Origin of the sequence: Dyella sp. C9 (assembly GCF_003332825.1) — a bacterium.
In the GTDB taxonomy this organism is placed as follows: Bacteria; Pseudomonadota; Gammaproteobacteria; order Xanthomonadales; family Rhodanobacteraceae; genus Dyella.
This window is the reverse complement of sequence record NZ_QIRF01000012.1, coordinates 11638-32259: the sequence shown is the minus strand read 5'-3', so window position 1 is coordinate 32259 and position 20622 is coordinate 11638. Positions and strand designations below refer to the sequence as shown.

The 20622-nt window shown below is 66.1% G+C and carries 17 protein-coding genes; 8 read left to right on the top strand and 9 right to left on the bottom strand.

Annotated features, from left to right (window positions below):
* Positions 1–55: 55 nt before the first annotated feature.
* Complete coding sequence (locus DVU99_RS13850; protein ID WP_114240816.1) at positions 56–427, top strand: hypothetical protein; 372 nt, start codon at positions 56–58, stop codon at positions 425–427.
* Positions 428–442: 15 nt separating this feature from the next.
* On the top strand, positions 443–2125 hold the full coding sequence (locus DVU99_RS13845) for a hypothetical protein (RefSeq protein ID WP_114240884.1): 1683 nt from the start codon (positions 443–445) through the stop codon (positions 2123–2125).
* A gap of 305 nt (positions 2126–2430) precedes the next feature.
* Here DVU99_RS13845 and DVU99_RS13840 read toward each other — a convergent pair whose 3' ends face one another.
* Both DVU99_RS13840 and DVU99_RS13835 read right to left on the bottom strand, forming a co-directional pair.
* The gene (locus tag DVU99_RS13840) at positions 2431–2871 is read right to left on the bottom strand and encodes a hypothetical protein (RefSeq protein ID WP_114240815.1); all 441 of its coding nucleotides are present in this window, start codon (positions 2869–2871) and stop codon (positions 2431–2433) included.
* 80 nt (positions 2872–2951) lie between these two features.
* Complete coding sequence (locus DVU99_RS13835) at positions 2952–5162, bottom strand: TIR domain-containing protein (protein WP_114240814.1); 2211 nt, start codon at positions 5160–5162, stop codon at positions 2952–2954.
* A gap of 437 nt (positions 5163–5599) precedes the next feature.
* On the opposite strand from DVU99_RS13835, the gene DVU99_RS13830 reads away from it, so the two are divergent.
* A complete protein-coding gene (locus DVU99_RS13830) occupies positions 5600–6367 on the top strand; it encodes a hypothetical protein (RefSeq protein WP_114240813.1) in 768 nt (255 codons plus the stop codon).
* A 131-nt stretch (positions 6368–6498) separates the two neighbouring features.
* On the opposite strand, the gene DVU99_RS13825 is transcribed toward DVU99_RS13830, so the two are convergent.
* From DVU99_RS13825 to DVU99_RS13815, 3 genes are all read right to left on the bottom strand, one after another.
* A complete protein-coding gene (locus DVU99_RS13825) occupies positions 6499–6942 on the bottom strand; it encodes a hypothetical protein (RefSeq protein ID WP_114240812.1) in 444 nt (147 codons plus the stop codon).
* The gene (locus DVU99_RS13820; RefSeq protein ID WP_114240811.1) at positions 6939–7577 is read right to left on the bottom strand and encodes a DUF5671 domain-containing protein; all 639 of its coding nucleotides are present in this window, start codon (positions 7575–7577) and stop codon (positions 6939–6941) included. Before DVU99_RS13820 ends, DVU99_RS13825 begins: the two co-directional genes overlap by 4 nt.
* 164 nt (positions 7578–7741) lie before the next feature.
* The gene (locus DVU99_RS13815) at positions 7742–10426 is read right to left on the bottom strand and encodes a M1 family metallopeptidase (protein WP_114240810.1); all 2685 of its coding nucleotides are present in this window, start codon (positions 10424–10426) and stop codon (positions 7742–7744) included.
* 187 nt (positions 10427–10613) lie between these two features.
* On the opposite strand from DVU99_RS13815, the gene oxyR reads away from it, so the two are divergent.
* Positions 10614–11573, top strand: coding sequence for a DNA-binding transcriptional regulator OxyR (gene oxyR, locus DVU99_RS13810; RefSeq protein WP_114240809.1), 960 nt, complete (start codon positions 10614–10616; stop codon positions 11571–11573).
* A gap of 22 nt (positions 11574–11595) precedes the next feature.
* Here oxyR and msrA read toward each other — a convergent pair whose 3' ends face one another.
* From msrA to DVU99_RS13795, 3 genes are all read right to left on the bottom strand, one after another.
* Positions 11596–12252: a peptide-methionine (S)-S-oxide reductase MsrA gene (gene msrA, locus DVU99_RS13805; protein ID WP_114240808.1), complete on the bottom strand. Its 657-nt coding sequence runs from the start codon at positions 12250–12252 to the stop codon at positions 11596–11598.
* 76 nt (positions 12253–12328) lie between these two features.
* On the bottom strand, positions 12329–12862 hold the full coding sequence (locus DVU99_RS13800) for an adenine phosphoribosyltransferase (protein ID WP_232823610.1): 534 nt from the start codon (positions 12860–12862) through the stop codon (positions 12329–12331).
* Between the two features lie 65 nt (positions 12863–12927).
* On the bottom strand, positions 12928–13209 hold the full coding sequence (locus DVU99_RS13795; protein ID WP_114240807.1) for a DUF2007 domain-containing protein: 282 nt from the start codon (positions 13207–13209) through the stop codon (positions 12928–12930).
* A 230-nt stretch (positions 13210–13439) separates the two neighbouring features.
* Here DVU99_RS13795 and DVU99_RS13790 point away from each other — a divergent pair, with 230 nt between their 5' ends.
* The 4 genes from DVU99_RS13790 (at position 13440) to DVU99_RS13775 (ending at position 18547) form a co-directional block, all read left to right on the top strand.
* Positions 13440–15233, top strand: a complete 1794-nt coding sequence (locus tag DVU99_RS13790; RefSeq protein ID WP_114240806.1) for a glutamine--tRNA ligase/YqeY domain fusion protein — start codon at positions 13440–13442, stop codon at positions 15231–15233.
* Between the two features lie 24 nt (positions 15234–15257).
* Positions 15258–15815 carry a nucleoside deaminase gene (locus tag DVU99_RS13785; protein ID WP_114240805.1) on the top strand — a complete coding sequence of 186 codons (558 nt, stop codon included), beginning with the start codon at positions 15258–15260 and terminating at the stop codon, positions 15813–15815.
* Positions 15812–16543, top strand: coding sequence for a TVP38/TMEM64 family protein (locus DVU99_RS13780; protein WP_114240804.1), 732 nt, complete (start codon positions 15812–15814; stop codon positions 16541–16543). Before DVU99_RS13785 ends, DVU99_RS13780 begins: the two co-directional genes overlap by 4 nt.
* A gap of 153 nt (positions 16544–16696) precedes the next feature.
* Positions 16697–18547, top strand: coding sequence for a hybrid sensor histidine kinase/response regulator (locus DVU99_RS13775; protein ID WP_114240803.1), 1851 nt, complete (start codon positions 16697–16699; stop codon positions 18545–18547).
* Here the strand turns inward: DVU99_RS13775 and DVU99_RS13770 are convergent.
* The gene (locus DVU99_RS13770) at positions 18544–20292 is read right to left on the bottom strand and encodes a type VI secretion protein IcmF/TssM N-terminal domain-containing protein (RefSeq protein WP_198670330.1); all 1749 of its coding nucleotides are present in this window, start codon (positions 20290–20292) and stop codon (positions 18544–18546) included. The genes DVU99_RS13775 and DVU99_RS13770 overlap by 4 nt on opposite strands.
* Positions 20293–20622: the final 330 nt, after the last annotated feature.

Sequence of the window (20622 nt, the reverse complement as noted above, 5' to 3'; positions counted from 1 at the left end):
CTGCCCCGGACAGGGCCATGCCGACCCTGCCCGCCACCACAGCTGGGAGATCAACATGACTGGCGATACCACCCTGACCATCACCGTGACGGTTAGCAGCAGCGGCGGCAACTATGAAGTTTCCGTCGATCCCAACAAGCTCAACGTCAACAGTGATGGCACCTTCACCATCGTGTGGCAGGCGGGCAGCGGCGTTTCCTTTACCTTCGATGCCACGAGTCCCGTTTCATTCACCGGTGCCCATACGCCATTGACCACGCCGACATACACCTCCGCCACCAACACGGTCAGCTGCACCGACACGGTCAGCGCCAACGGAGACTATCCTTATGTGCTCACCTTGTGGGTAGGCAGCCAGAAGATCGTCTGGCCATCCGTCACCCATGTCGGCAATGGCGACCCGGAGATCCATAATCATCCGCAATAACCGGTGCGCGCGAACATGACCCCTCTCGTCGTCGGCGTCACCAGCCACCGAAATCTCCGCGCCGACGAAAGCGACGCGATCAGCGAGCGTGTGCGCGCATTCTTCGCACAGTTGAGGCAAGAGTTTCCTACGCTGCCACTGGTGCTGCTCAGCGCGCTGGCCGAAGGTGGTGACCAACTCGCGGCGAACGAAGCGCTCGCCGCGGGTGCACGCCTGGTCGTGCCGCTGCCACTGCCCAAGGAGCTCTACCTGGACGACTTCGTCAATCCTGCGGTGCGCACGAGCTTCGAGTCGCTGTACGAGCAGGCCGACATCGTCCGGCTGCCATTGGCGAGGGGGCAATCGCGCCTGTCCATCGAAAACCACGGCCTGGAGCGCGACCGGCAATACGCCAAGTCTGGCGTGTTCATCGCCAGTCATTGCCACATCCTGCTGGCCATATGGGATGGCAAGGATTCCGGGCGGCTCGGTGGCACGGCGCAAATCGTGAAATACCACCTCACCGGTGCCATGCCGGGCCTGGTCGAACGTCATCGCGTGGCGCGCCACGTGCTGGCGGGTGGCGACGAGCGATTGCTCTATCACATCGTATGCTCGCGCGAGGGCGCCGACGGATCGGTAGCTCCGGGGTTGACCCCACTGGAAACCATGTGGCGCACGGCTGATGCCACATCGACCACCCGCGAACCGCCAGCGGAATTTCGCCTGATGTTTGCGCACATGGCCGAGTTCAATGCCGACGGCGAGAAGTACAGCGAGGACATCGAGGCGGCTGCATCGGAGGATCAGGACGCCATCGCCGAAGCCCCCGAGACCGTCGATCGCCTGTTCCAGTCGGCGGATTGGCTGGCCATCCATTTCCAGAAGCGCGTACTGATGGCCATGCGCACCACGTACACCATCGCCGCGCTGATGGGCATCGCCTTCACGCTCTATGCGCACCTATCCGAGCAGGACAGCCTGATCTACCTGTTCCTGCTGTTGTTCGCCAGCGGCGGAATCGTCGCCTTCCTGGCCCGTCGACGCGACTGGCACCGCAAGTACCTCGACTATCGTGCGCTGGCCGAAGGCCTGCGCATCCAGTCGTACTGGCGGCGCGCCGGCATCTCCACCAGTGCCGACCATGAGTTCGCGCATGACAACTTCCTGCAGCGGCAGAATATCGAGCTTGGCTGGATTCGCAATGTGATGCGCGCAGCCAGCCTGCATCCGCCATTGCGGCCGGCACCCGACGCCTTGGCCAAAGTCATCGCGGGCTGGGTCGGCGAATCGGGCAAGTCCGGACAGCTCCACTATTTCGAGCGCAAGACGGTGGAGCGCACCGGCCTGCACCACATCACCGAGATGATCGGCCTGATCAGCCTGTGGGGAGGCATTTCCATCAGCGTGTTCCTTGCTGCGTTCGCGCTGAGGCTGCCGGAAAACCTGAAGACCACCTTGGTGATGATCATGGCGGTGCTTTCGATTGTGGCCGCCGTACGCGAGGCCTATGCGTATCGAAAGGCCGACAAGGAGCTGATCCGGCAGTACCGCTTCATGCAGCGTATCTTCACCAGCGCCCGGGCCGCGCTCGATCGCACGGACGATCCTGCCGAACAGCGCGACATCCTTCGCGCACTTGGCGACGCCGCGCTGACCGAGCATGCGGAGTGGACCCTGATGCACCGCGAGCGCCAGGTGGAACACAGCAAACTCTAGCCCCCGGAAGGTCGCGGCCACGCCCTGCTCGCGCTTTGATGGTGCATCGACAGGGAATTTCATTGACCGCCCCGCGGCGATACGCTGCCGCGATGCCCGCGTGACACCCCACTGTCCTCGTGGCAGCCCATTGGCCACGGCCCCACATCGACGCGCGCCACGCCGGGGCATCCCCAGTTTCGGCCCTCCGAATGGGCTTGCCCCGGCCCAGACGGAATCGTGGCTCGCCATTGCCCGCCCTGCCGCATGACCCGGTTTTCCGGCACGTTCCGCGGGAAAACCGGACCAGGAGCACGGCGCGCCGGTCAGTTGTTCTTGATCGACGGATTGGGACTGCTGGCCGGTCCGCTGGTGAAGGTCAGGGGTACGCCATACACGTGGCGGCCGAAGCGCGCGAAGAGCTGGTAGTACCAGCGGCCTTCGCTGCTCTTGTCGTGATGATGATTGCGCACCGTCAACTTTTTCCCGTCGACCTTGAGCCCTTCAAAGACCTTCTCTCCGGGCTTCCTCACCAGCCACTGGAACCCTGGTCCGGTGAGACTGTCCAGCTCGCAGAAGACCCCGCTGCTGGCGTTTCCGGAAAGTATCCAGGTAATGGTGTGCACCTGGTCCTGGCCATCCAGCTTGTCGAAGTCCTGGTGGTGATTGCCCTTGTTGATGACGAGCTGGTTGTAGTCGTCGCAACAGCCAAGATCGTGGGCAAGCTCGACTTGCAACTCGATGTGCTTCTCGCATTGCTTGCTCATGGTTGGTTCCAGTGGTTGTGAGTTTGGCGCGCCATCTCGGCTGCCGCCCTTGTTACCCCTGCCTGCCCTGTCCTGCCATTTCAGTGGTCGTCCGTGTCGCTTTGCGCCAGCAACTGCTTTTGCCATGTCGTGTTGACGGGATAGGCAATCCCTTCTTGCTGCAAGACCGCCACCAGCTGCGCATCTCGGAAGCCGCTGCTCCATAGCTGCCGGATCAACCCTTGCACCCCCGTCTTGTCGCCAAGGGCAAGCATCGCTTCGACCTGCAGCGCAAGCAGGCGTGGGTCATCGCGACCGCTGGGCTGCGACTGCGCCGCGCCGATGACGGCACGACGCAATGGCGTGGCGGTGGAAGGATCCGTGCTGATGCTGGCCAGCAGCAACTGCGCATTCATCATCGACAGCAGGGTCGTGCGATCGTGGGGCTGCCGCTCCAGCAGCTGCCCGAGCACGCTCATTGCTGCATTGACCTGCAGCCTTGCCGCTTGCGTGTTGCCCGCAGCCACGGATTGGGCAGCCCACTCCAGCTGCGTTTCGGCCAGCTCTCGTTGCCACCCCGTGGCAGTGGGGCTTTGCGCGACCAACACCTTGGCGAGCGGCAAGGATCGCTCGATCAGTGCCTGCGCCTGTGGCAGATCGCCATTGAGACGCTTCAATCGCGCCAGTTGCTGACTGTAATGAACCAGATCGTCCTGGAAGCCCGTATTGCGTGCGTCCACCTTGATCAGCTCGCAGGCCATGTCCACCGCCTGTTGCAGATGACGCATGCCGATGTCATCCGCACCCGCCAGCGCCAGCGTGCGACCGAGGATGGCGCGTACCGTCAGCGTGGCATCGCGCTGGCTATTGTCCTTGGGGTCGCGCGCCAGCAGGCTGGATTCAATGGCGTCGTCGGCTCGGTATTGCGCAATCGCGGTGGCAAGGTCGCCCTGCAACAGCGCCAGCTTGCCGATGTTGTTGTGCGCGCCGCCGAGTTCGACCCTCCACTCGGCCTTGCTCGGGTCGGCGTCCACCAGTGCTTGTGACAAAGCCAATGCACTGCGGTAAGGCTGCTGCGCCTCGTCGATCTGGCCGCGTGCCTCCAGCACATGCCCAAGATCGTTGTCGATCATTTCCAGCTCGTACTGCAGGGCGAGGTCATGTGTCGCGTGCCGCTCTGCGCCAAGGAGCACGGCCCGCGCCGCATCGAAGACGCGGCCGGCCGCATCGAGCTGTCCCTGGTACCAATAGGTCTGGCCGATGAAGGCAAGGTTTCGCGCATACTGCAGCTGTCGCTCCGTGTCTGCAGGTGCAGATTGCGCCAGCATGGCGTTGAGTTCCGCCGCTGCCTGGAACGACGCGAGCGCGTCCGGCAGACGACCCTGGTTCTGGCGCACCGTGCCGATCTTCTCCAGCGCCTTGGCGCGCTGGGCGAGCGCCTGCGGGGTCACATCCTTGGTCGGCAACGAAGCGAAATAGGACATCGCCTTGTCGTCGACGGCTTGCATGATGTCGATGCGCTGCACCTGGTATAGCCTGTCGTTGAGATCGCCAAGCATGAAGCCGACCAGGTCCTCGGCCTGCCTCTGGTGGCGCTCCGCATCGATGCGCGCGACCTCGGCCGTGTGACGCGCAAACAGGGCGGCGATCGCCAGCATGCTGGTCACGGCCATCACGATCAGCGCCAGCGCGGTGATCGCCGTCATGCGCCGGTGCCGCCGCTGCAGTTCGCGCTGCCTGAGGCTGTCAAAGCCCACGTCGAGCATGCCGGCAATCAACTTGAGCTTGGCCTTGGCCTTGCCGTCCTTGCCCGCCCGCGCGTCAGCTGCGATCGGCTCCGTTGGTTCCGCGGTGGGTTGTCCATGGGCGCCCAAGTGGAATCGCAGCGCCGGCGCAAAGCATTCGAGTGTTTCATTGCCGGGCTGGTCGCTTGCGTTGGGTTCGCCATCGACAATCAGGCAGAACACGCGCTCGCCGCGACCCAGGCGCTTGTAGGCCAACACCTCCTCGTTGACCCAGCGCGATGCCGCCGATCGTGGCGAGCAGATCACGATCAGGTTGGCCGACTGTGCGAGCGCTTCGTTGACCCGTCGGCTGAGATCGGTGGCACTGGCCAGTTCTTCGCGGTCGCGGAAAACCGGCACGAGTCGCTGCGGGATCGTGCCGGCAGAGGTCTTCTCGCCCACCAGGCGGGATGGCACACGATAGGTTTCCAGAGCCTTGTGCAGCCAATCGGCCCAGGACTTGTCCTGGTGGCTATAACTGATGAAGGCGTAGTACCGGTATACCGGCGCCACCGGGGCCTGCGTCATCACGCACTCCGCTACCAAGGGCGGCAGCCGTCCCTAGCCGGGAACTCCCCTTTGCCCTGGACCGGCCCTCAAGCGCCAGCCCGTCGAGAACCCGCAACCGCAGCGTTCAGAATCAACAAGATAGCATAATTAATGTGATGCACATCACATTAATGAGGCATCGAGCCGCTGCGGCATGCCGTAGGTGACGCTCCACGGAGACTCGTTGCGCGAAGCCGGTTGCCTCGGGATGGAACGCGAACGGGACGGAGGGAAATGGCCGGCGCCCACGGCCCTCGTCGCGGATGGCATCGACCGGCCACGGCATCCAGACGTGTGGCCCGCCTGGCGGGAGCCACCCTTGCTGTCCCGACCTCCCGGATGCGACGCTGTCGCCCCAAGGACATCCCGCTCCGGCGCCGTGCCGGGCTTGGGCCACCTACCAGCGAGGGCATTTCATGGGCTTCGTCACGGACCACCCGGTAGTGCTGGCGGTCGTGTCGGCCATTGCCATGTGGATCATGGGCCGGCTTGGCATCGCCCTGTCGCGATGGCAGCGCCCTGGCGAAGCAGAGGTCCGCGAGACCTTCAACGTGGTGCAGGGGGCCACGCTCACCCTGCTGGGCCTGATCATCGGATTCAGCTTCTCGATGGCGATCAGCCGCTACGACCAGCGCAAGAACTACGAAGAAGCCGAAGCCAATGCCATCGGCACCGAGTACGTGCGGCTCGACTTTCTGCAACCGGCCGACGCTGGCAAGGCGCGCGCCCTGCTGAGCGAGTACCTTCGCCTGCGCATCCGCTACTACGGGCCACTGGGTCCAGAACAACTGCGCCAGCTGGATGTGCAGAAGAACGCCGCCCAGGCCGCCCTATGGTCGATCGTCACGCCGCCTGCGCAGCAACAGCCGAACCCGGTGATGGCGCTGGTGGTGTCGGGCATGAACGACGTGCTCAACTCCGAGGGCTATACCCAGGCTGCGTGGTGGAACCGCATTCCCACCGCCGCGTGGATCCTGATGTTCGCCATCGCGCTGGCCTGCAACCTGATGCTTGGCATCGGCGCGCGCGGCTCATCGAGGGAACCTGTCCTGCTGCTGGTGCTGCCAGTGATCATCGGCATCTCTTTCATGCTGATCGCCGACATTGACAGTCCGCGCGGCGGCCTCATCCGCGTGGTACCGCAGAACCTTACCGCCCTGGCCAATAGCCTCGGCCCGCACTGATCAGCCTGAAGCGAAACGCCGGGCGGCACGCTCCGCCCGGCGCTCCGGGCATTGATACCAATCAGCGCCGTACATTTCGCAGGAATACACAAACCCCATGCCAAAAGGATGGTGGAAACCCGTCCCGCGGATCAGTAGATGCCCGCCCCAGCCTGACGTACATCCGTCACGAAGCAATGCATGCCCTGCGGATGCTTCCAGCGGCCAAGGTTGGGAGGGATGAATGCGCCAGCACGGTAGCTTTCCTGCTCCGAGGCCGTATCGAACTGGGCGCATAGTCGATAGGTTGTGGCGTCGACCAGGCCATACCCGTAAGGCTGACCACTCACTGGATCACGATGATGGCTGTCCGAAGGGTCGATGCTTTCCAGCGTTGGCGGCAACGCCTTGTGGGCCGCCCAGTAGCCGGAGATGCCAATGGCCAATTGCCCCAGGTTGCTTGTGCGGATCGTATCCAATCGCAACGCACGCTGGTGCATCGGTGAGCCAAGCACCGACAGGCCCGCGAGAACGGCTGCAAGCACAACCACCGAAACGCCCGCAGACAGCCAGCGGATACCGCGACGCGGACTCATGCGGCACGCTCATCACGGCGAAGGTCCCACAGGTAGTAGCCGAACACCACGGTGGCGATCGCCGCGACCACCAGCACCTTCAATACGAAGCGCGTAGTGATGTCCCCACCCAGCAAGCCATCAACCAGGGTGATCAGGTCGCAGATAAGCACTACGGCAGCGACGAACAGGGTGAGATAAGTCAGCCAGCGGCGCACGGCGGACAGTCGCTTGATGGGCTGTTGCGCCAATTCCTTCCCGATCTTCACCGACAGCAAGAGGAATACCGGGAAGGCGATGACGACCGACGATACCGACCAGCGGATGCTGCGTGAAACGCCGTTGTTGTACGGCGATGCGGCATCGGGAAACGCACGGTTGATCAACTCGAACAGCAGGCTGCCAAGGTGATATGCGGTGAGGTAAAGCGTGGTGAACAGCACCAGGTAGAGGAAAGCCTCACGTGCCGACACATAGGGCCGAGGCCTTGGCACGGGCACAACGAAGTCTACATCGGCATAAGCGGCCATCGCGCCGCGTGTTTGCTCGGGCTCCCAACCCGCATCGCCCAGGGCTTTCTCGATACTGGGCCGTGAACAGCCCCGCCCGAGGGCGTCGCGCACAAATTGCTCCAGATCCTGCGTGCTGCTGGCCATGCATCCTCCGGTTGAATGTCCGCCTTCGACGCTACCGTGCATCCCGCCGCAGCATGCGAGGCGAGAAGCCGCCGCGCAAGCATCCCAACTCGTTCGGACAATGACGGGACAAAAAAAAGGCGCCGGGCGGCTTTCACCGCCCGGCGCCTTTCACTTCGTCACGCTCAGCGCAGGATCGCTGCGGCGTCCTGCTTGGACACCAGCGCCGAACACAGCACGGTGGATTCGCTGGCCTGCGCCAGGCCGCGCTCGGCACCGCTCACCTGCTTGGCGCGATCCTTGAAGAACGCCTGCAGGCGATCAGCCTCATCCTGCGAGCAGCCACCGCCGCCCACCATGTCAGGCAGGCGACCGCCGGCGAAGCTGCCGGTGCGCTCCACGATCTTGTCGTAGTTGCCGGTAGCCCACTGCCACGAGGCATCACGCTGTGCGCGAGTGTCACGACCGCCACGCAACAGCATGGCCATCTCGCCTACCTTCACCTTCTTGTCGAGGGCGAAGTCGCGCACCTGGTTGGCCTGGGCCGGATCGTTCACCGAGCTCAGGCCATCGAGCATGGCGTTGCGCAGGGCCGGATCGCTGGTCTGCGGCAACTCGGCGATCAGTGCATCCACGGCCGGCTTGCCGCGTTCCTGCACGGCCACGCCGAGCGCAGCGCCCAGCAGGTCGGAGTCGGCGGCGGCGAGGTCGAGACGGCCATCGGCCTTGCGCTTGAGCGCGGCATCGCCCTGCTTGAGCAGTTCGGCCCGCACTTCCGGCAGCTTCACCGTCAGTGCGAGTTCGTCCGCCAGCGTGCTGCGCAACAGCGAGTCGCTGTCGGCCTCATTGGGCTTGCGGTGGTAACCGAGCCCGGCCAGGCGCGGCAAGTAGGCGGCCTTGGCCCAGGCGGCCAGCTTGGCGCGCTGCGCGTCGGTCTGTGCCAGGTTGCGGTAGATCCAGTTGAAGCTGGTCAGCGGCGCGGTGGCCACCTCACGCGTCTTGGATGCCGTCACCGGCTTGAGCGCGGCGAGCACATCGCCGGCGTCGAGGTCGCCGTGCTTGAAACTGGCGTACACCGCGTCGGCATAGGCCAGCTGCTCGGCGTCGTCGAGCTTGCCGATCTGCTTGCCCAGCTTGGCCAGGTCGTTCTTGGCCATGGCGAAGCGGTAGTAACCGGTGCCGTTGGCATTGGGCAGCACCCAGGTACCCTTGCTGGCGCCTTCGAGCACCATGCTGCCTTCGGCCTTGTCGAACAGCTCGCAGCTTACCTTGGTGCCGCTGGCGGTGGCGTAGCGCACGCACATCGGCACGCCCCATACCTGCTTGTCATCGCCCTTGCTACCCACCGGCAAGTAGCGGCTCTGGCTGAGGTGCAGCACGGTCTTGCCGTTCTCTTCGCTCAGCTGGGTCTGCACGTACGGCACGCCCGGCTGGTTGAGGAAGCTCTTGAACGCCTGCTTGAAGTCGTCGCCCTTGTCGGCGGCCTTGGCGATGGCGTCGATCAGGTCGTCGGCAGTGGCGTTGCCGAACTTGTGTTCCTGGATGTAGGCGCGCATGCCCTTCTGGAACACCGGCTCGCTGACATAGCCTTCGAACATGCCCAGCACCGCCGCACCCTTCTGGTAGGTGATGCCGTCGAACGCGGTCTCGATGTCGCCGTTGCCGGTGATCGGCTGGCGGATCTTGCGCGTGGTGACCAGGCTGTCGCCGTTCATCGCACCCTGCGCGCCGCGCACGCGGTCGAGGTCGGCGCGGTATTCCGGATGCACCTTCTGCGTCACCTTCTGCTGCATCCAGGTGGCGAAGGCTTCGTTGAGCCACAGGTCGTCCCACCAGGCCAGCGTCACGGTGTCGCCGGTCCACTGGTGCGCCAGCTCATGCGCGGTGACGTTGAACGAGCCACGCACGTAGTTGGCCGGGGAATCCGGGTCGAGCAGCAGCAGCCAGTCGCGGAAGGTGACCAGGCCCGGGTTTTCCATGGCGCCGGCGGAGAAGTCCGGCGCGGCGAGCAGGTCGAGCTTGTCCCACGGATAGCCGAAGCCGTAGTAGTCCTCCAGCGTGTGGATGATGCTCGGGGTTTCGCCCAGCACGTGCTGCATGCGGTGGCCCTCGCCCTTGGCGGCGATGCCGCGCAGTTCCAGGTTGCCCTCGCGGTAGGCGGTCGGCGAGATGTCCGGACCCTTCACCACGTCCCACGGACCCACGCCGAAGGCCACCAGGTAGGTCGGCAGCGGCTTGGTGGTGGAGAAGGTCAGCGTCTTCCAGCCATCGCTGGCCTTCTCTTCCTTGATCTGCTTGGTGTTGGCCACGCCCACTTCGTCATTGGGGATGGTCAGGCGGATGTCGAACGGCGTCTTGAAACCGGGTTCGTCGAAGCCGGGGAACGCATAGCGCGCGCTGATCGGCTCCATCTGGGTCATGGCATAGGGCTGGCCCTCGTGGCTCACCTTGTACAGGCCCTGCAGCTGCTGGTTGAGCGGCGCGGTGTACTCGATGGCCAGGGTCAGTTCCTGCGGCTTGAGCGTGCTGCCGAAGTCGATGCGCACCACGCCTTCCTGCGGTGCCACGTCCACGTACTTGGCCGCGCGGGCCTTGCCGGCCGCGTCGGTCACAGTGACCTTGCCCACCTTCAGCTCGCGGCCATGCAGCCACAGGTGGTCCGAAGCCTGGTCCAGCTTCAGCTTGATCACGGTGGTACCGGAGAAGTCCTGCTGGCGCGGGTCGACCTTGAAGTCGAGCTGGTAGGACTCCGGCACCGCCCAGCGCGGCAGCTTGCCGTGCGGCTGGTCATCGGTGGCCGGTGCGGCCAGGGCGGCGCCGCAGCAGGCGGCCAGGGCGGTGAGGACGAGTGGACGTACGAGACGATGCATGCGCGAAAGGCTCCCCTTGGGACAGACAAACCTTCACGCTAGGTGCTGCCATGACGAACGACACAGTGCCAAAAGGCATGCGGCTGGGACTTGGCTTGCGCCGGGCCGTCGCGAAATACATTGCTCACACCGATGGCAGACCCCATTATGATTGACATGAGCTATCAATCAGGTGGGACGGTGTTCGATGAACCTGCGTGACCTGCACTATCTCGTGGCCCTGGCCGAGCACCGGCATTTCGGCCGGGCGGCGGAGGCGAGCTTCGTCAGCCAGCCGACCCTGTCCACCCAGATCAAGAAGCTGGAAGACGAGCTGGGCGTGGCCCTGGTCGAGCGCACGCCGCGCAAGGTGCTGCTCACCGAGACCGGCCGCGAGATCGCCCGCCGCGCCCGCGGCGTGCTGTCGGAAATCGACGAGATCAAGGCGATCGCCCAGCGCACGCGCGACCCGGAGTCCGGCACGCTGCGCCTGGGCATCTTCCCTACGCTCGGCCCCTACCTGCTGCCGCACCTGGTGCCGCTGGTGCGCAAGCATTTCCCCCGCCTGGAGCTGCTGCTGGTGGAGGAGAAGACCGAGCAGGTGATCAGGATGCTGCGCGAGGGCTCGCTGGACGTGGGCATCCTCGCCCTGCCCCTGCATGAGGACAGCCTGCACACGGAATTCCTGTTCGAGGAACCGTTCGTCCTGGCCGTACCCGAAGAACATCCCCTGGCCCACAAGCAGAAGCGCCTGAAGCTGGACGATCTGGAAGACGAGAGCCTGCTCCTGCTGGAGGACGGCCACTGCATGCGCGACCAGGCCCTGGAGGTTTGCCAGCTGGCCGGTGCCGGCGAGCGTTCCGGCTTTCGCGCCACCAGCCTGGAGACGTTGCGCCAGATGGTGGCGGCGAACGTGGGCATCACCCTGTTGCCCACGCTGGCGATCAAGCCGCCCGTGGCGCGCACCGACAACGTGCACCTGCTGGAATTTGCCGGACACGCACCCAGCCGACGCATTGCGCTGGTGTGGCGCAAGAGTTCGTCACTTGCGCCGTTCCTGACCCGCTTTGCGGAAGTGATCCGCTCGCTGCCGCCCCGCCTGCTGCAGCCGGACCTCGCCGATGCACCGAAGGCCACGGGCGCCGAAAACAAGCCGGCGGCGCGCTGACGCCGCCGGCCATACGCAGGGATCAGCCAGCCCTGGCCACGCCGATCGGGCAGCTCACGCCGGTGCCGCCGAGGCCGCAATAACCATCGGGATGCTTGGACAGGTATTGCTGGTGCTCGTCCTCGGCGAAGTAGAACGGACCGGCCAGCGCAATCTCGGTGGTGATGGGCCCGTAACCCGATCGCGTCAGCTCCTGCTGGAACCGCTTGGCCAACGTTTCCGCCTCGGCCAGCTCCTTGACGTCGCTGACGTAGATCGCCGAACGGTACTGCGTGCCCGCGTCGTTGCCCTGGCGCATGCCCTGGGTGGGGTCGTGGTTCTCCCAGAACACCCGCAGCAGCGTGTCGAGGTCGACCTTGGCCGGGTCGTACACCACGCGCACCACTTCGGTGTGCCCGGTCTGGCCCGAGCACACTTCGCGATAGGTCGGGTTGGGCGTATAGCCGCCGGCATAGCCGACCGCCGTGGTCAGCACGCCGGGAATGCTCCAGAACTTGCGCTCCGCACCCCAGAAACAGCCCATGCCCACCACCAGCACCGCGGCGCCAGGGAAGGCTTCCGCCTGCAGGGGCGAACCGAGCACATGATGTGGGGCGTTGGGCACCATCGGACGGTCGCGTCCGGGCAAGGCATCTTCACGATGCGGCAGGCGTTGCTTGAAAGCGCCAATACCAAGCATGGGGAAACTCCGGTTCAGGAGGATGCAACGGATATGGCGGCCGGTGGCCGCCTTATCAACGCCGCCGGACGCCGCTTCAGTAGTGCAGCAGCGCATACAGGGGCGCACTGTCGCCCCAGCGCGCACGCCCCTGCAGCGCAACCAGTTCGATCACCACGCTGGCGCCCACCAGCTGCGCGCCCAGGCGATCCACCACCAGGCTGCGCGCGGCCGCGAGCGTGCCGCCTGTCGCCAGCACGTCATCGACGATCAATACCCTTTCGCCGCGACGCAGGGCATCGTTACGCGCCTCCAGGCGATCGACCCCGTATTCGAGCTGGTAGTCCACCGAGACCACCGGCGGCGGCAGCTTGTTGGGCTTGCGCAGCGGCACGAAGCCCGCGTGCAGCTTCTGCGCCAGCGCCGCGCCAAAAATGAAACCCCGAGATTCGATGCCGCATACGGCCTGCACCCCGCTGCCCTGCCACGGCTCGGCCAGCGCGTCGATGCAACGCGCGAAGCCGCCGGCGTCGGCGAGCAAGGGAGTGATATCGCGGAAGGTGACACCGGGCTTGGGGAAATCCGGCACCGCGCGGATCAGTGCCTGGATCTGCTGCAACGAATCTTGCATGGGGTGCTCCCTACTGCGCGGGCTGTGCGCCCCGGGGAGCATAACGCCCTGCATCACCGGCCCGGCTAGCCCAAGGCCGGCCAGCAGGGTGCGTCCGGATCATCCTCGGTCTCGCCCAGTACCTGCCGGGCCTCGACCAGCGAAGCCTCGACCTCGCGCACCACCTGTTCTGCCAGCGGCAGGCTGGCCTCGGGCACCAGCACCGCAATGTAGTCCAGGGCCGGCAGCTGGCCGACCGCGCCAGTGAGGTACTCCCCGGCAACGAAGGCGGGAATGTCGGCGCGCTCCAGCGCATCCTTCACCAGATGGGCGTCGATCAGGCTCTCGGCTCGGTAGGCGATGCGCATGGGCTCACGCTAGCGCGGCGGCGGATACGGGGCAAGTTCTTGCCGCCGCTGTGTTTGTGGGGTGAAGACAGCGCCCTGGCTACCACCGCGGGTGCCCGGGGCGCCCGCCGCAGTGGCCCCGGGGCATGGCCAAAGGCACGGTGCCGCGGCTGAAAAACGGACGAAACACCCCCACCTTGGACAAGGTAAACTTGGTCGTTTCCGTCACTGCGTACGAGCTTCGAGTCCCGATGTCCACCGAAAACGCCGCTGTTGCCCCCGCTGTCCCGTCCGCCGCGACCACCTCGAGTCCCGGTGCGGCAACGCAGGCCGAGGGCCAGCGCGACTTCATCCGCCAGATCATTCGGGACGACCTGGCCAGCGGCAAGCACCACGCCATCCGCACCCGCTTCCCGCCCGAGCCCAACGGCTACCTGCACATCGGCCACGCCAAGGCGATCTGCCTGAACTTCGGCATTGCCCAGGAGTTCACCGGCTGGTGCAACCTGCGCCTGGACGACACCAACCCGGGCAAGGAAGACCCCGAGTTCGTCGAGGGCATCAAGGACGACGTGCGCTGGCTGGGCTACGAGTGGCACGACCTGCGCCATGCCTCGGACTACTTCGAGGTGTTCCATGACGCCGCGATCAAGCTGATCAAGGACGGCCTCGCCTACGTGGACGATCTCAACCCGGAGGAGATGCGCGCCTACCGCGGCACGCTGACCGAGCCGGGCCGCAACTCGCCGTTCCGCGAGCGCAGCGTGGAGGAGAACCTCGAGCTGTTCCGCCGCATGCGCGCGGGCGAGTTCGCCGACGGCGCCAAGACGTTGCGCGCGAAGATCGACATGACGTCGGGCAACATGAACATGCGCGACCCGGCGATCTATCGCATCCGCAAGATCGCCCACCAGAACACTGGCGACGCGTGGCCGATCTACCCGATGTACGACTATGCGCACTGCCTGTCCGATGCACTCGAAGGCATCACCCATTCGCTGTGCACGCTGGAATTCGAAGACCACCGCCCGCTGTACGACTGGTTCGTGGACAAGGTCGACCTGGTCAACCATCCGGAGCTGTGGCAGCACCTGCGCGAAGGCGGCTTCCGCACCGAGCCGGCCAAGCCGCGGCAGATCGAGTTCTCGCGCCTGAACCTGTCCTACTCCATCACCAGCAAGCGCAAGCTCGCCCAGCTGGTGAACGAGAACCTGGTGGACGGCTGGGACGATCCGCGCATGAACACGCTGCGCGGCCTGCGTCGCCGCGGCTTCACGCCGGCCGGCCTGCGCCTGCTGATCGAGCGCCTGGGCGTGAGCAAGCAGAACAGCATCATCGATTACTCGATCCTGGAAAACTGCGTGCGCGAGGATCTCGACGCCACCGCGCCGCGTCGCATGGCCGTGCTCGACCCGCTCAAGCTGGTGATCACCAACCTGCCCGAAGGCCACGAGGAACAGCTGACCTTCTCCAACCACCCGAAGGACGAGAGCTTCGGTACACGCAGCGTGCCGTTCTCGCGCGAGCTGTGGATCGAACGCGAAGACTTCGCCGAGGTGCCGCCGAAGGGCTTCCACCGCCTCAAGCCCGAGGGCGAGGTGCGCCTGCGCGGCGTCGGCATCGTCAAGTGCGACGAACTGGTGAAGGATGCCGACGGCAACATGGTGGAACTGCGCTGCACGCTCGACCTCGATACGCGCCAGGGCATGCCCGGCGCCGACCGCAAGGTCAAGGGGACCATCCACTGGGTCAGCGCCAGGCATGGCGTGTCCACCGAAGTGCGCGTGTACGACCGCCTGTTCAACGTGCCCGCGCCGGACGACGAAAGCGATGGCAAGAGCTGGATCGAGCACATCAACCCGGACGCCAAGCGCGTGGTGCGCGCATGGCTGGAGCCGGCCGCGGCCAGCGCCGAACCCGAGCAGCGCTTCCAGTTCGAGCGCCTGGGTTATTTCGTCGCCGATCGCGTCGAGCACACCAGCGACAAGCCCGTCTTCAACCGCACGGTCACGCTGCGTGACGCGTGGGCGAAGCAGGCCGGCTGACGTCGGCATCACAAGGAGAGTTACATGCTGCGTTTGCAGATTCACCTGACCCTGCCGCCGTGGATCGGCGACATGGTCGACACCACCAAGCGCTATCTCACCGACGAGGAGCGCGTGGGCCTGGCCATCGAGCTGTCACGCCAGAACATCGAACATAATCATGGTGGCCCGTTTGGCGCCGCCGTGTTCGACGCCGAAGGCCGCGTGGTCTCGGTGGGCGTGAACCGCGTGGTGCCGCAGACCTGTTCGGTGGCCCACGCGGAGATGATGGCCTACATGAGCGCACAGCAGCGCCTCGCCGCCTTCCGCCTCAATGGCGACGGCAACCGCTACACGCTGGCCACCAGTGCGCAGCCGTGCTGCCAGTGCTATGGCGCCACCGTGTGGGCGGGCGTGGACGAACTGCTGATCGGCGCCCGCGCCGAGGACGTGGAAGAACTCACCGAGTTCGACGAAGGCCCCCTGCCCGCGGACTGGGCCGGCGAGCTTGAACGCCGTGGCATCCAGGTGCGTCGCGACGTCCTGCGCGAGCAGGCACGCGCCGTGCTGGCGGCCTACGGCCAAAGCGGACAGCACTATTGAGCCGCCTGCGCGCCGCGCTGCCATTGATCCTGCTGGTGCTGGCCGGCATCGTGCTGTTCAGCTCCGGCGTGCTCGATCGGCTGCACCCCGAGCATCTGGTGCAGCACCAGGCCCAACTCCGCACCGAGATCGAAAGCGCGCCGTGGCTGGCCCGCGTGGCCTTCATCGGTCTGCTGACGCTGGCGATGTCCACCGGCATCCCCGGCACGGTAATCATCATCATGGCTGGCGGCTTCGCCTTCGGCACGTTGGAGGGCACCATCTACGCCTCCGTCGGTCTGACCCTGGGCACGTTGATCCTGTTCCTGGCCAGCCGCTACGCCTTCGGCGCCGGCAGCAAGCATCCCCCGGCCATCGTGGACAGGCTGCACCATGGCTTCGAACGCCACCCGGTGGCCTACACCATGTTCGTGCGCTTCGTGCCGGTGGCGCCATTCGGGCTGGTGACGGTAGCGCTGGCGTGGCTGCGTTGCCCGCTTTGGCTGTTCCTCGGCGCCAGCTGGCTGGGCGGCACCGTCTCGCTGATTTTCGAGACCTCGATCGGCGCGGGGCTGGGCAAGGCGCTGGCCAGCAGCAACGGCCATTTCGGCCTCGGCCTGCTGATGCAACCGGCGGTCTGGCTGCCGCTGTGCGCCATCGGCGTACTGGCCCTGCTGGCCGTGCTGGTGGAGCGCCTGCTACATCGCCGCCACCGCCCGCATTCACCATCGCCGGACAGCAAGGCCTAAGCCAGCCGGCTCGGCCAATGGGCTAGCTGCCCTACACACCGAATCGCGCTAGGCTGACACGACACTGGCGCACGGAGCGCTGGATTGGGGTGGCGGCCAATGGTTGCAGGGGCGAACTCCCGGGCGGTGCGGTGGTGGAGGCGCACGTCGCTGATGCAGCGGCTGGCGCTGGTGGCGCTCGTGCCCACGATCGTGACAGCCACCCTGCTGGTGACCATGCTCACCCAGCACCAGCTCGGCAGCCTTCGCGGCATGGCGCAGAACACGGCCGACGCCATCGCCACCCAGGCAGCCTCGGTCTCGGCAGCCCCCCTGCGTGACATGCAACGACGCGAACTGGTGCGCATCGCCGAGTCGATCGGCGAACTGCCGCACGTGGCTCGCGTACAGATTCGCGCGGCGGATGGCGAGATCCTCGCTGACGATCTCGGGCGCAGCGGCACCTCCGGCAACGACACGCTGACCGTGATGCGTGACGTCGTCGATACCGATCAGCCGGGTCATCCGGTGCTGGGCTCGGTCATGGTCGATGTCAGCCTTGCCGATGCGATCGCCGCACAGCGAGCCAGCCTGCAGCATGCACTGATTGCCCTGGTGGTCAGCCTGCTGGTGGCGACCGTCATTGCCTGGCAGGCCGCGCGCTGGATCAGCGCCCCGCTGCGCCGGCTGGTCTCCGCTGTGCACCAGTTGGGACGCGGCGACCGCCATGTCGAGGTGCAGGTCACGGACCAGAGCGAGATCGGCGAACTGCAGCGCGGTTTCAACAGCGCGGCGCTGGCGCTGTTTGACGTACAACGCAGCATGGAGCGCGAGATCGAACAGGCGACCGTGGAGCTGGCGCGCAAGAATGCTGCGCTGGAGGCGGCGAGCGTCGCCAAGGCGCGCTTCCTGGCGGCGGCGTCGCACGACCTGCGCCAGCCGCTGTACGCGCTGACGCTGTTCTCCTCCTCGCTGGCGGTCGACGAGAGGGATCCGGTCCGTCTCGATCGCATCGCCCACATCCAGGAATGCGTGGAAGCACTCGACCACCTGTTCAGCGAACTGTTGGACCTGTCGCGCCTGGAGACCGGCGCCATGCAGATCGAGATCACCGAATTTCCGCTTGACCAAGTGTTCGAAGAGGTCAGCCGCAACTTCCGCATGATCGCGGAGCAGCACGGCCTGCGCCTGATCATGCGCGCCACCGACCTGTGGGTGCGCAGCGACCACACCATGCTCGCCCGCATCTTGAACAACCTGGTCAGCAATGCGCTGCGCTACACCAGCCGCGGCGGCGTGCTGGTGGTGGCGCGCCGCCGCCTCGATGGCAGGGTGCGGGTGGACGTATGGGACACCGGCAGCGGCATCGCCCCCGAACACCAGGCGCGCGTGTTCGACGAGTTCTATCGAGTGGAATGCCACAATGGCGGCGAGCACGACACCGGCACGCGTCGTGGCCTGGGCCTGGGGCTGGCCACGGTGCAACGACTGGCCGATTTGCTGGACACCCAGGTGCAACTCAAGTCCACGCCCGGGCGCGGCAGCGTCTTCAGTTTCCAGCTGCCCGAGGTGCCGCCACAGCAGGTGCCCAGTACATCAAGCGACGAGGCGCCGCAGGACGTATCCGGCATGCGCGTGCTGGTGATCGACGACGAACCAGCCATCCTCTCCGGCATCCGCTATCTGTTGCGCAGCTGGGGCTGCGAGGTCGCCGTCGCCGAGGACCGCGTGCAGGCCCTGCTCGCCGCGGAAGAATGGACGGCGCCTCCGGACATCGTCATTTCCGACCTGCGCCTGCGCGATGGCGAGAGTGGCCTGGACGTGCTTGCCGCGCTGGAAGAACACTACCAGCGCGATGGCTGTGCGCCATTCTCGCGCCTGCTGATCACCGGCGAGACGCGCAGCGACCGTCTCCGTGAAATCATGGCGGCGCGGATTCCGGTGCTGTACAAGCCGGTGTCCCCCGAGCAACTGCGCGAGGCCATGATGGCTGCCTGGAACATCGCGCGCGCGGCCGCGGCCTAGGCGCGCTCCTCCACGGGCGGCGCGACCCTGCGCGCCAGCAACCAATCAGCCGGCAGGAAGCGACCGAACAGGTCGTCCACGAAGTCGCCGCCCGCGGCATCCGCGTGCGGCCTCGCGGTGAGATAGACGCCACACCAGTGCAACCGGCGGGCCACCACCACCTCGCGTGCCAGCAGATGACCGAGAAAGGCCTGCAAGCCCCGCTGCAGTGCGTCCAACGACTGCAGGAAGGCGAAGACCTCGCGCCGGCCACGGGCATCGTGGCGCATGGCCAGCGCGGCCATGGCGGCCACTCGCAGGCGCTCGATGATGGTCGAGAAATGGATGTCCATGCGCCAGGGTGCCGAGGCATTGGCATGCGCGCCAGTTGCGCGCCAACCCACGGCGCGGCGCAAGGTCGCTGCCGGCAACGCCGCACGGAAAGCGGCGTATCCGGGCAACGTCTCCAGCCCGGTCACCACCACGTACAGGGGAAGCTGCAGTTGCAGGCGCCGCGCGGTTTCGTTCGCCAGGTCGTGCAGGCGGGCGAGTGCGGCGAGGATCGCCGCTGGCGACTCCAGCAGGTGATCGGCACCGATGCAGATCGCCACGCCATCCAACGGCAGCTTGCGGCGTTCGCGCGCCAGGATCGACAGCGCGCGGGCCCAGGCCGACTCGTCGTCGCGCGGGTTGTCCGGCGCCCGCACCAGCGATGCACCAGGTTCGATCGCGACCAAGGCACGGAACATCCACCAGTGCCATGGCTTGGACGCATCACCGCCGGACATGGCGCGTGCATGGGGAACCTGGGTGGCCGCCTGCAGCAGTCCGCGCACATGGGTGGCACTGTCACCGACGAACAACAGCCAGGGATGCCGCGACAACCGCCGCCACTGGCCGCGACGGCGGAACGGATGCAGCATCGCGCCGCGCACATGGCGTGCCGCATCCGCTAGCGCAGCCCACACGTCACCGACGCCGTAGCCCGCGTCGGGATGGGCGGCCACCCGTGTGTGCACGCGCTTGAGCACCAGCTCCCGCCACGCCACGCTGCTGCTCCATGCCAGCACGCCCATCACGGCGATCAGCACGCCGGCCATGTACCAGGCCTGGGCCGGCACGGAACTGCTGAACACCGGTATCACGAACGCCACCAGCACCAGCAGGACCAGCAAGCCCGCCACCAGGGGCGCGGCACGCCGTCCGCCCCACGGTGCCTGCAAGCGGTGACTCGGCGTGCCCGGCACCTGGTACGGCTGTGGCGTGATCGCCTCGCGCTGCAGCGACTGCAGCACCGCGCCGGCGGTCACGCAGGCCTGGCAATGCAGCGCCTTGATCCGACCCAGCTCGCCGCCATCGCCCTGTTCGTAGTAGTACTGCCCCATGAAACCCAGCAGCAAGGCCATGGCATACACCTCGCGCACCTCATCAGCGTCAAGCGCGAGGCCCGCAAGATGGTCGAAGAACTCGGTCGCCGCACTGCCGGTATGGAAGAGTTCCAGCTGCAACGGACGCACGCTCTGGCCCCTGGCGCTTTCGTGCCGCGCGACGATCTCGTCGAACCAGGCCACCACGGCGAAGCCCGCCATCTCCACGTCGGTCAGCGGCTTGCCCATCGACAGGGCCAGCAGGCGTGCCTGCTCGACCAGCACGCGGGCATGCTCGTGCACCTGGGGCAAGGCCATCGGTGCGGCAAGCCCGGCTGCCTGTTCGTCAACCAGGAGGCCATAGGAGAACAGCGGCGCAAAGCATTCCAGCAGGCGCATGCGGCCTAGCATTGCACACGGCAGGGGACGAAGCTGAACTCCGGCTGCCTGGTGGCAAGCCGGCGGGCGTCCACGGCGGGGCGCACCCCGCGCGCGGGCACACGCCAGGTGCAGCGCCGGCCCAGCCACTGCCTCGCCTGAAACATGGTACGCATGGCTGCTCCCCCATCGCAGTGGGCAGATTCTCACGGGCGGTTCAAGTGGACGGCCATATGACCTTATGGCTAGGCCGTTCGTAGGCGCCACACGGTTGCCGCGCGGGCACGCTGGGGCTATGTTTCACAAGCGGGTATGCAGCGATGGGATCGCCGCATGACGCCATGGGGAACG